The sequence below is a fragment of the Algorimicrobium algoritergicola genome (genome assembly GCF_008086165.1).
Taxonomy (GTDB): domain Bacteria; phylum Bacteroidota; class Bacteroidia; order Flavobacteriales; family Flavobacteriaceae; genus Algorimicrobium; species Algorimicrobium algoritergicola.
The window spans coordinates 1,094,841-1,107,101 of the sequence record NZ_VSKL01000001.1 but is presented as its reverse complement, the minus strand read 5'-3'; the positions used below and the strand labels follow the sequence as shown (position 1 = coordinate 1,107,101).

Below are 12,261 nucleotides of genomic sequence, written 5' to 3'. Positions count from 1 at the left end.
CTATTATAAATTTTTTAGCGCTTGCTTAATAATGGTTTCGACATTTGCTTGTGGCTCTTGACTTAAAAACTTGTCTATAACGCGTTCGGACTGTTTCTTGGTAAAACCCAAAACTTCTAAAGCAGATAACGCTTCATCTTTATTTGTATTGCTTTGTGCTGTTGAATTTTCATCAATATCATAGACTTTCAAAATTTTATCTTTCAAATCTAAAATAACACGTTGAGCCGTCTTGGCTCCAATACCTTTTATAGATTGTATTAATGCTACATCACCAACTGCAATTCCTTCACGAACTTGCACAGGTGTTAAAGAAGACAACATAGTACGAGCAATACTAGCACCAATACCACTTACAGATAAAAGCATGCGGAATATTTCACGCTCAGCGAGTGACGAAAAACCAAACAAGGTATGCGAATCCTCCTTAACCTGAAGATGCGTATACAGCTTAAGATTTTCACCCTCTGGTATTTGCGAAAAAGTATGCAGTGATATATTTAAATGATAGCCAACACCATTGCAGTCTATTACAACGTCTGTTGGCCTTTTTTCAACAAGTCTTCCTTGAATATGTGTAATCATTAATTAACATTCTATTAACTCTCAAATGTAATAAAATTATTTTCAAAACAAAGGTGTTTACTAACCGAATCACCCATTTTGTGCTTCTGCTAATTTTTCTTTTTGCTGTGCATCAATAACTGCAATGGCTGTCATGTTCACAATTTCGTCTACACTAGCATCTAATTGCAGAATATGAACGGGTTTACGCATACCCATCATTATTGGCCCAATGGAGTCTGCTTGGTTCAATTCTTTCAATAACTTATAGGTAATATTTCCAGATTCTAAATTTGGAAAAATAAGGGTATTTACTTTTTTCCCGGCTAGTTTTGAAAATGGGAATGTATCTTGAAGCATTTCACTATTTAATGCGAAATCGGCTTGCAATTCACCATCTACCAATAAATTAGGATGTCTTTTGTGTAAATATGCTACGGCTTCACCAACTTTGGTTGCCGTTTGATTTTTTGATGAACCAAAATTTGAATATGAAATCATAGCCATTACAGGCTCCATACCAAACATTTTGACTACACCTGCTGTCATTTGGGCTATTTTAGTTAAATCGCTAGCCGATGGATTGATGTTAATAGCCGTATCACTTAAGAATAGCGGTCCTCGTTGTGTCATCATTACATTTGTTGTTGCCACACGTGTAGAACCTGGTGCCAAACCAATTAATTCTAACATGGGTTTTACAACGGAAGGATAACTTCTTGAAAATCCAGAAATCAGCGCATCAGCATCACCTTCATTAACCATCATAGCCGCAAAATAGTTACGCTCACGCATCATTTTCTCTGCTGAATACAAAGTAACGCCCTTACGTTTGCGTTGTTGCCAATATACTTTTGCGTAGGCTTTTAAACGCTCCTCTTCTTCATCAGATTTCGGATCGATAATAGGCACATCGGCATCAAATTCAATTTCTTCTTTTAGTTTTTCAATCACGGAACGTCTTCCTAATAAAATTGGCATGGCAATCCCTTCATCATGTGCAATTTGAGCTGCTTTCAAAACATCTAAATGATCTGCTTCAGCATACACCACACGTTTCGGGCTTAATTTAGCACGATTTAAAAGTAATCGTACAACTTTATTATCAGAACCAGAACGCTCTAAAAGTTCATTTTCATATTTATCCCAATCGGTAATTGGGTTTTTAGCTACACCACTTTCTATAGCTGCTTTGGCTACTGCTGGTGGAATTTGAGAAATTAATCGTGGATCAAATGGTTTAGGAATAATATAATCGCGGCCAAATGTTAGTCGTGTTTCACCATAAGCAATATTAACCTGTTCTGGAACGGCTTCTTTAGCTAAATTGGCCAATGCTTTAACAGCAGCCATTTTCATTTCTTCATTAATTTTAGTAGCACGAACATCTAAAGCGCCTCTAAAAATAAATGGAAATCCTAGTACATTGTTCACCTGATTAGGATGATCACTTCTTCCAGTTGCCATGATAATATCTTTACGCGTAGCAATGGCTATATCGTATTGAATTTCTGGATCTGGATTTGCCATGGCAAAAACAATAGGATTGTCTGCCATGGATAATAACATATCTGGTGATACAATATCTGAAGTAGAAAGTCCGATAAATACATCGGCATTATTCATAGCTTCTTCAATCGTGTCTATTTTTCTATGGGTTGCAAACTCTGCTTTTTCAGGTGTTAAGGTTTCACGATCATTTCGAATGACACCTTTACTATCCAACATGACCATGTTTTCACGTGTTGCTCCAAATGCTTGGTATAAACGTGAGCAAGAAATAGCAGCTGCACCAGCACCACTAATCACTATCTGAACATCTTTTATGTTTTTTTCAGCGAGTTCTAGAGCATTCAATAAAGCGGCCGCCGAAATGATAGCTGTTCCATGCTGATCATCATGCATGACTGGAATATCCAATTCTGCTTTCAGTCTGCGTTCTATTTCAAATGCTTCAGGCGCTTTAATATCTTCTAAATTGATACCACCAAAAGTAGGGGCTATCATTTTCACGGTTTGAATGAATGTTTCAACATCTTCGGTACCAATCTCAATATCAAAAACATCAATATCTGCAAATATTTTAAATAGCAGACCTTTACCTTCCATAACGGGTTTGGACGCTTCCGGACCAATATTTCCAAGTCCTAAAACCGCGGTTCCGTTGGAAATTACCGCTACCAAATTTCCTTTGGTTGTATATTTATAAACGTTATCTATATCTTTTGCAATTTCCAAACAAGGCTCTGCAACTCCAGGTGAATAGGCTAATGATAAATCGCGCTGACTGGCGTATTTTTTAGTTGGTACAACTTTTATTTTTCCAGGTGTTGGTTTTGCATGATATACTAAGGCTTCCCTTCTTCTGCTTTGCTTGCTCATATATAAATATTTTATCGGACTTACAAAGGTACAAGTTTAGGATAAAAGAAGTATAAAAAAAAGATGGAGACTTTAATGGCGTTCTAATCCTTTAAAAAATCAATGTTTCGGGTATTATAAGTTTTACTAGTAATAACGGCGATCGTCCCATGGTATTTAATTTTGAAACTTTCAAATCATTTCCAATACTATGGTCGTGCCATCTATATTATTAAATTCCAACTTCACAAAACCGTACTTTTCATTATATATAAAAACCGATGTGGATATCCCAATATGACTTTGAGATGTTGCCGATATAGGGATACAAGGTAACAATCCAAATTTCGTTTTATAACTAATGGATTTCATTTTTTTATAGGAGTGCACCAAATGGACGTCTTGGTATTTTTCAAATGCGGCATCCAACTTCCATTTCCATTTAGTTTGATCAGTTAATTTTATATAAGGAAAAGCAGAAAGTTGTAATATACCCGCATCCAATGTTCTTGGCGGATGAAACCAAATATTTTTATCATTTTCTATCAAACCTGTTTTTTCAGTCGCTAAAATTTTCTTTGCTGCATTCAAATATTCATATTCAATAACCGTCTGACTATAATCGGAATCGAACTTTGAAAATGGCTTTGTGGTTCCAATGACGGTCAGTCTAATATATTTTATGTCAGATGGGATTAGCGTTTCTTTTTCATATTTAGAAAAACTATAAAGGACTTCTCTATTTAATGTGTAGATTTTATTGTCCAGGTCAAATCGGTTTTCATTTTTTAAAAGCTCTGAAGATATATTTTCAACATGCACGCTACTGTATTGACTAGAACAACTGCAGATTGTCAAAAAGATGAAGAGTGAAAAAAATTTCATATCAATTAATCCTTTAAAAAATCAATGTTTCGGGTAAGTCCTGAAAATTTAGTTCGTTTTACGGCCGATTTTTGAAATACTTTACGGAACGTGTCCTCGGTAATTTCTTCCCAATCTTTTTTGGTCATTTCTAGTAATTCGGGGTGTGGATTAAAAAGAGGTTCGCTATGTGCTTTTGAAAACCGATTCCATGGACAAACATCTTGGCAAATATCGCAACCAAACATCCAGTCGTTAAACTGACCTTTAAATTCTGTTGGAATATTTTCTTTTAACTCAATGGTAAAATAGGAAATACATTTACTGCCATCTACCACATAGGGTTCCGTAATGGCTTGTGTTGGGCACGCATCAATACATTTGGTACAGGTACCACAATGATCCGTGGTAACGGCATCATATTCCAATTCTAAATCGATAATAAGTTCAGCTATAAAATAAAAAGAACCCACTTGCTGCGTTAATAAATTGGAATGTTTCCCAATCCATCCTAAACCTGATTTTGCGGCCCAAGCCTTATCTAAAACTGGCGCCGAATCTACAAAAGCGCGACCACCAACCTCCCCAATTTCTTCTTGAATAGTCTGTAAAAGCGTTTTTAATTTATCTTTTATAATGAAATGGTAATCTGTTCCGTAAGCATATTTAGACAATTTGTAGGTGTCCTCTTTTTGGGTTTCCGACGGATAGTAATTTAATAATAAGGATACCACACTTTTAGAGCCTTCCACAAGTTTGGTTGGATCGAGACGCTTATCAAAATGATTTTCCATGTAGGACATTTCGCCATTCATGTTTTTGTTCAGCCAAGTTTCCAAACGTGGAGCTTCTGTTTCCAAAAAACCAGCTTGACTGATGCCACAAGACAAAAACCCGAGGCGTTTGGCTTCCGTTTTTATAATCTGACTGTATTTGGATGTATTAGTCACTTTCCGGTTTTAGCTTTATGATTAGTTAGCCTTATGCTTAAAAATTTTGATTTTAGTTTTTTCTGAACGCAGTTGAAGGGCTCCACCTGACATTTTTAATAATTTATTTTAGTTATGAACGTCTTTCAAATGTAAGCAAAGCGTTTTTAGGTTTTAGGGTGATTAGTGGTGTAATATCAATCGTATCAAATTGCGGATGAATTTTGTACATAGCTGTTAATTCTGAAATAGCAATAATCATTTCAAACATAGCGAAATTATTTCCAATACATTTTCGTGGTCCTGCTCCAAAAGGGAAATATTGCGATGAGAACTTTCTGCTTCCTTCATTAAAACGTTCGGGATTAAAACGGTTCGGTTGTTCCCATAAATCCGGATGACGATGCATTTCATAAACCGAAAACAACAAATTAGCTCCTGCTTCAAAATCTAATCCATTAAAACTATCTGCTTCTATATTTACGCGATCTATAAAATAAACCGGTGGATACAAACGCATGGCTTCTTCAACAACTTGCTGACAGATTTTAGATTGTGTAACCAAATCCATTAAGTCGCTGCTTTGTTCTTGTATTTCTAACCGTTCGTTATAAATTTGTTCTTGCCATTCTGGATGTAATGCGAGCAATTGTGTTGTAAATGTGAGCGCATTGGAAGTGGTTTCATGTCCGGCTGTAAATAAAATTAAAATTTCATCAATCAACTGTTCTTCTTCCATGGAATTGCCATCATCATATTTGGCATCCAAAAGCATATCCAACAAATCGTTTTCTGTAACTTGTGATTCCCGACGTTCGGCAACAATTCGTTTTAAAATTTGACGTGCTTCGTTAGTTAATTTTAGGTGCTTTTCAATTTCGCCACTCCATTTAAACCACCAACCTAAATACGGTTGACGTAATTCTTTGACTAGCATTTTTTGAGCAGCTTCCGTGATATATTGCAAGCGATTAATATCATCTTGATTGGCTGCACTACTGAATAGGGATTTTACAACCGTTTGAAATGCCAAATCATTTAAAATGGGGAACACATCAATAACCTGATTCGGTTTAATTTTTTTGTATTCCGAAAGAATGGCGTTTTTTATACTATCTAAAAGCGTTTCTAATTGTTTCTTATGAAAAGCAGGCTGAATAAGTTTTCGTTGCTTTTTCCAATGTTCACCTTCAGCTGTCAACAAACCTTTACCAACATATTTGACTAAATCTTCTGTTTGGATTTTAGATTTTTTATAATTCTTTTGATTGGTTTGCAGCACATATTCGGCAAAGGCAGCATTGCGAACAAAAACGACGCTATTTGAAAAACCGATTTTTAATCGGAAAACATCGCCTTGTTCGGTAAAATTCTTATGATGAAAAGGTAGGGGGTTTTTGAGAATCTCCAGAGAATTACCAATGAATTTACTTAAAGGAACTGTTGGTATTTGCTTTTTAGATTTCAAAATATAGAGAATTATTAGAATAATCCACCTTGAGTAGGACCTTTTACACGTCCTAAATGTTTATAGGCTTGTTCCGTAACTTCACGACCACGAGGTGTCCGCATAATGAAGCCTTGTTGAATTAAAAAGGGTTCATATACTTCCTCAATTGTTTCAGCACTTTCACTAACGGCTGTTGCTAGCGTTGTAATTCCAACAGGACCACCTTTAAACTTATCAATAATGGTTGTTAAAATTTTATTATCCATCTCATCAAGACCGTGTGCATCTACATGTAAAGCTTCCAAAGCAAAACGTGCAATTTTAATATCAATATTACCATTCCCTTTAATTTGAGCAAAATCACGAACACGACGTAATAAAGCATTGGCAATACGCGGTGTTCCACGGCTTCTTCCTGCTATTTCAACAGCAGCTTCCATAGAAATGGGAACATTTAAAATAGTAGCACTTCTTTGAACGATGGTCGTTAATAATTCCGTATTATAATATTGCAAACGACTTTGAATACCAAAACGCGCACGCATTGGCGCTGTTAATAAACCGGAACGTGTTGTAGCACCAATTAAGGTAAACGGGTTTAAGTTTATCTGAACAGTTCTAGCATTTGGTCCAGATTCAATCATGATATCGATTTTATAGTCCTCCATAGCCGAATACAAGTATTCCTCCACAATAGGACTTAACCGATGGATTTCGTCAATAAATAGCACATCGCGTTCATCTAGATTGGTAAGTAACCCAGCTAAATCGCCTGGTTTATCTAAAACAGGTCCAGATGTAACTTTAATACTCACGCCTAATTCGCTAGCCAAAATATGGGCTAAAGTTGTTTTTCCTAATCCTGGAGGACCATGAAATAAGGTGTGATCTAAAGCTTCTTCCCGACCATTAGCGGCTTGAACAAATATTTGAAGATTTTCCAAGACTTGCTCTTGACCTGTAAAGTCATCAAATGATAATGGTCTTAACTTTTTCTCGACGTCATTTTCTTCAGGTGAAAAATTTTCGTTTGTAGGATCTAGGTTTTCGTTCATGTTCAGTTCCCATGAAAAGGGGAATCTTATTTATTAATCAATATTGAAACTTCATAAACAAATATACAAAGTGTTCAGTAACCTTTGTGCATAAAAAAAGCCTTTCTAAATTATTAGAAAAGCTTTGATTATATAAATCTATTATAAGATTACTATTTCAAAGGAAATTTAGTGATGTAACTCTTCTTCACCTTCCATTAAAGGAACGTTTTGAGGTACAAAATCAGCATCGTGACCTGGCTTACTATAATCATAAGGCCAACGATATACATGTGGAATAGCACCTGGCCAGTTTCCGTGAATATGTTTTACTGGAGTTGTCCATTCTAATGTAGTAGATTTCCATGGATTTTGTTCTGCTTTCTTTCCAAAGAACATACTAGAAAAGAAATTATACAAGTAAACAATCTGTACAATTCCTCCAATTATAGCGAAAATTGTAATGACCACATTCACATTTGCTAAATCATCAAATAAAGGAAACGCCGAGTTTGTATAGTAACGTCTTGGTAAACCTGCCATTCCGATAAAGTGCATTGGAAAGAAAACACCGTAAGCACAAATAGCTGTTATCCAAAAGTGGATATACCCCATTTTTTTGTTCATCATACGTCCAAACATTTTTGGATACCAATGATAAATACCTGCAAACATACCATACAATGCCGATATACCCATTACCAAGTGGAAATGCGCAATTACGAAGTATGTATCGTGGACGTTAATATCTAAAGCACTATCACCTAAAATAATACCTGTTAAACCACCGGATATAAACGTAGAAACAAAACCTATGGAAAACAGCATGGCTGTATTCATTTGAATATTTCCTTTCCAGATTGTGGTAATCCAGTTAAATGCTTTTACTGCAGAAGGGATAGCAATTAATAGTGTTGTAAATGTGAATACAGATCCTAAAAATGGATTCATACCAGATACAAACATATGGTGACCCCAAACAATAGTTGATAAGAATGCAATTGCCAAAATTGAAGCAATCATAGCACGATAACCAAAAATAGGTTTACGTGAGTTGGTTGCCATAATTTCAGAAACTAATCCCATGGCTGGAAGAATAACAATATATACTTCTGGATGCCCTAGGAACCAAAATAAGTGCTCAAATAATACTGGTGATCCACCTTGATAATGTAATACTTCACCTTGAATGAAGATATCTGATAAGAAGAATGATGTTCCAAAACTTCTATCCATTATTAATAATAAGGCAGCCGCTAATAATACCGGGAATGATACAATACCAATAATAGCCGTTACAAAGAACGCCCAAATTGTTAATGGTAAACGTGTCATGGACATACCTTTGGTACGTAAATTAATAACCGTAACTACGTAATTTAAAGATCCCAATAATGAGGAAGCAATAAAGATAGCCATAGATATTAACCAAATGGTCATACCCATTCCGGAACCACCTTGTGCCATAGGCAATGCAGATAATGGCGGATAGATTGTCCAACCAGCAGCTGCAGGTCCTGCTTCTACAAATAACGAGCAAACCATTAAGATACTTGATAAGAAAAATAACCAGTAGGAAACCATGTTTAGGAAACCTGACGCCATATCTCGTGCACCAATTTGTAACGGAATTAATAAGTTACTAAAAGTTCCACTTAAACCAGCTGTTAATACAAAGAATACCATAATGGTACCATGAATAGTTACTAATGCCAAATAAATATCAGCATCCATAACACCACCTGGAGCCCACTTACCTAGTAAAGCTTCAAATAGCACATTTGGTTCTTCTGGCCAAGCAATTTGAATACGAAACATGATAGACATTAAAACACCTATAATTCCCATAAGTGTACCTGTAATAAGGTACTGCTTCGCAATCATTTTATGGTCCTGACTAAAAACGTATTTAGTCATGAACGTTTCCTTATGATGATGTCCGTGATCGTCGTCGTGAGCGTGAGTATCTGCGTGTGTTGACATAATCTTCTATATGCTTTTTTTAAAACCGTTTTTATTTACTTAATTAAAGAATCTTTAAATTCTTTTTGTTCTGCCATCCAAGCTTCATATTCTTCTTGGGTTTCTACTATTATTTTCATTTGCATGTTATAATGTGACTTACCACAAATTTTATTACATAATAATAGATAATCAAATTCATAAGGATCAAGTGTAGCTTCACCTTTTGCGGCCAATTCAATACTTTTCTCTTTACGGATGTCATTGATGTTTGCCACCTTATCAGTCATTTCAGGCGTTAGTCTCATATCAGCAGTAGTTACTGTTGGCGTAAACCCAAATTGCGTAATCATACCTGGAACACAGTTCATTTGCGCTCTAAAATGTGGCATATATGCTGAATGCAGAACATCTTGTGAACGCATTTTAATTAATACAGGTCTGCCAACAGGTAAATGTAATTCTGTTGTAATAACATCATCTTGAGCATTTGGATCTGCTTCATCTACACCTAAAATATTTGCCTTATCAATATCTATTAAACGCACATTCGCTTTTCCAAGTGTATTGTCGTTTCCACCATATCGCGCCTTCCAGTTAAACTGTTGTGCATATAATTCTACAATTAATGGATCATCATCTTCATTAACGTTCATAATACTTGTCCACGTAAATAAACCGTAGATAATTAATCCCGCTAATACAATAACTGGAATAATAGTCCAGATGGCTTCTAGCGTATTATTATCTGCATAGTATAATGCTTTTTTACCTTTTTCCCCACGGTACTTATAAGCAAAAAAGTGTAATAAGAATTGTGTGATAGTTTGTACGATAAAGATAACTATCATAGAGATAATCATTAAGTTATCAATTTCAGATCCGTGTTCGGATGCTGAATTTGACATTAATGGTAAATCACCCCATAATACGAAACAAACGATTGTGATGCCATAAATGAAGATTAGAAAACCTAACATTAAATACGCATTCATCTTATTATCTGTCTCATTTGCTACTTGATTATCTGTAACACCAACTTGTGCCAGGTCAAATATTTTTACCATTTGCCAAATAGCAATAGCAATAAAAAGAACTATTATAATTGTTAAAAAAGCTGTCATTGTCTTTTCTCTACTTTAATTAATTTTTAATAATGGAAATGTTCACTTTCTTTTATAAATGGATTTCCTTTCGCTAAGAGTGGTGCTTTTGTTAATGATGTAAACACGACTAACATAAACAAACCAGCAAATAATAAAATAGCACTTATTTCAGGAATTCCAATAAACCATCTGTCTCCAACTGTTGCTGGCATAATCATTACAAATATATCTAAATAATGACCTGCTAAAATAACAATACCTCCCATAACAACAAACCATGGAATACGCTTGTAATCACTATTCATTAAAAGTAATAATGGGAAAACAAAGTTCATAACTACCATTCCTAAAAATGGTAATTGATAATCTTGGAATCTAGTTACAAAGTATGTTACTTCTTCTGGAATATTTGAATACCAAATAAGCATAAATTGAGAGAACCATAAGTATGTCCAGAAAATACTAATACCAAACATAAACTTGGCTAAATCGTGTAGGTGACTATCATTAACAAATGGTAAAAACCCTCTAGATTTTAAGTAAATTGACATTAATGCAATTACAGTAATTCCACTTACAAACATACTAGCAAACACATACCATCCAAACAACGTACTAAACCAGTGTGGGTCTACACTCATTATCCAGTCCCAAGACATAATAGATTCAGTATAAATATAAAATACGAGGAATGCAGCTGCAATACGAAATGATTTTTTAAAATTACGATTATCACCCGGTTCTGCATGATCTTGAGCAATTGAGAATTTACGTGCAAAATGTCTGTATAAACTCCATCCAGCAATAAATATTAAACCTCTAATAATAAACCAAGGTAAATTTAAATAGCTTTCTTTTCCTTGAATTAATTTATCATGAGCTACCACTTCTGGATCCATCCATATAAATAAGTTGTAATGCCCAATTGTACCAGATGCCACTGCAATAGCTAATACAATTAAACCACCAGGCAACACATAAGCTGTAAGACCCTCCATAACTCTATAGAGTACAGGAGACCAACCTGCTTGAGATGCAAACTGGATAGCATAAAAGGCTAAAACACCTAATGCAATCATAAAAAAGAAAAATGCAGCAACATATAATGCAGACCATGGTCTATTAGCTATTTGATGTTGTACATGCTCTACATGTTTTTTGTGTTCGTCAACCTGACTTTCTGAAGCGTCACTGTGGGCAGCAGTTTCGGTAGTCATATCGTGTGTTGTAGCGACGTCGTGTCCAGCCTCTTCTCCGTGTCCTCCACCATGTGAAGCTTCAGCAGCTAACATTGTTTCAACGTCTTCAAAAGATTTATGAGATGTCATAAAACCATAAACAACACCTATTGCTCCAATTATAATTAGTGCAATAGAAAATGTCTTTAATCTATTTGAGAATGTGTACATATCTATATATAATCTTTATCTATCTTATTTTTCTAAATTGGCTTTCAGCTCTAATACATAAGCCGTTACTTGCCAACGCTCTTCTTCATTCAATTGGTTAGCATAAGAACCCATGGCATTTTTACCATAATAAATAGTATGGTAAATACTTCCTTCCGTTATGGCTCTTCCAACATCATCAAAACTTGGAATACCAAGAATTTTTTCACGTTTCACCAAATTCCCTTGTCCATCACCTTTAGGTCCATGGCAAATTGCACAATAAATATTGAATAATTCTTTAGCTCTTTCAGTATCATACAGTGTAGAGTCCATTGGATTTATTAATGATGCTTTGGCTTCATTAAAACCATCTAAAGTATTATCAATATCAAAAGGCATATGACCTCTTGGTACAGATCCTTCTGCTGGTAATTGTGCTTCTACACCATTTCTAAATGCATCAGTTTCAGAATACGTTTCGTAACCAACCGATTCATACATATTTGGCATGTATTGGTAATTACGAGATGAATCATTTTTACACGACACAATCGTTACTAATACTAATGCTATAATTGCTATTTTTATTAAGGCCTTCAT

The 12,261-nt window shown here is 35.1% G+C and carries 10 protein-coding genes; all 10 read right to left on the bottom strand.

What is annotated here, in order from left to right; genetic code table 11:
* Nucleotides 1-3 precede the first annotated feature (3 nt).
* The 10 genes from ruvA to ES675_RS05060 all read right to left on the bottom strand — a co-directional run bounded on the left by ruvA (nt 4) and on the right by ES675_RS05060 (nt 12,261).
* Nucleotides 4-585 carry a Holliday junction branch migration protein RuvA gene (ruvA, locus tag ES675_RS05105; RefSeq protein ID WP_066248161.1) on the bottom strand — a complete coding sequence of 194 codons (582 nt, stop codon included), beginning with the start codon at nt 583-585 and terminating at the stop codon, nt 4-6.
* Nucleotides 586-654: 69 nt separating this feature from the next.
* Nucleotides 655-2,946 carry an NADP-dependent malic enzyme gene (locus ES675_RS05100; protein ID WP_066248160.1) on the bottom strand — a complete coding sequence of 764 codons (2,292 nt, stop codon included), beginning with the start codon at nt 2,944-2,946 and terminating at the stop codon, nt 655-657.
* A gap of 171 nt (nt 2,947-3,117) precedes the next feature.
* Complete coding sequence (locus ES675_RS05095) at nt 3,118-3,810, bottom strand: hypothetical protein (protein WP_148367286.1); 693 nt, start codon at nt 3,808-3,810, stop codon at nt 3,118-3,120.
* A 5-nt stretch (nt 3,811-3,815) separates the two neighbouring features.
* Nucleotides 3,816-4,739 (bottom strand): tRNA epoxyqueuosine(34) reductase QueG, encoded by a 924-nt coding sequence (gene queG, locus ES675_RS05090; protein ID WP_066248154.1) that lies wholly within the window; start codon nt 4,737-4,739, stop codon nt 3,816-3,818.
* A 112-nt stretch (nt 4,740-4,851) separates the two neighbouring features.
* Nucleotides 4,852-6,186: a cytochrome P450 gene (locus ES675_RS05085; RefSeq protein ID WP_082985854.1), complete on the bottom strand. Its 1,335-nt coding sequence runs from the start codon at nt 6,184-6,186 to the stop codon at nt 4,852-4,854.
* A 14-nt stretch (nt 6,187-6,200) separates the two neighbouring features.
* Nucleotides 6,201-7,223: a Holliday junction branch migration DNA helicase RuvB gene (gene ruvB, locus ES675_RS05080; protein WP_066248149.1), complete on the bottom strand. Its 1,023-nt coding sequence runs from the start codon at nt 7,221-7,223 to the stop codon at nt 6,201-6,203.
* 168 nt (nt 7,224-7,391) lie between these two features.
* Nucleotides 7,392-9,185 carry a cytochrome c oxidase subunit I gene (locus ES675_RS05075; protein WP_066248147.1) on the bottom strand — a complete coding sequence of 598 codons (1,794 nt, stop codon included), beginning with the start codon at nt 9,183-9,185 and terminating at the stop codon, nt 7,392-7,394.
* Between the two features lie 35 nt (nt 9,186-9,220).
* On the bottom strand, nt 9,221-10,288 hold the full coding sequence (locus ES675_RS05070) for a cytochrome c oxidase subunit II (RefSeq protein WP_066248145.1): 1,068 nt from the start codon (nt 10,286-10,288) through the stop codon (nt 9,221-9,223).
* Between the two features lie 26 nt (nt 10,289-10,314).
* On the bottom strand, nt 10,315-11,679 hold the full coding sequence (locus ES675_RS05065; protein WP_066248142.1) for a quinol:cytochrome C oxidoreductase: 1,365 nt from the start codon (nt 11,677-11,679) through the stop codon (nt 10,315-10,317).
* Nucleotides 11,680-11,703: 24 nt separating this feature from the next.
* Nucleotides 11,704-12,261 (bottom strand): c-type cytochrome, encoded by a 558-nt coding sequence (locus tag ES675_RS05060; protein ID WP_066248141.1) that lies wholly within the window; start codon nt 12,259-12,261, stop codon nt 11,704-11,706.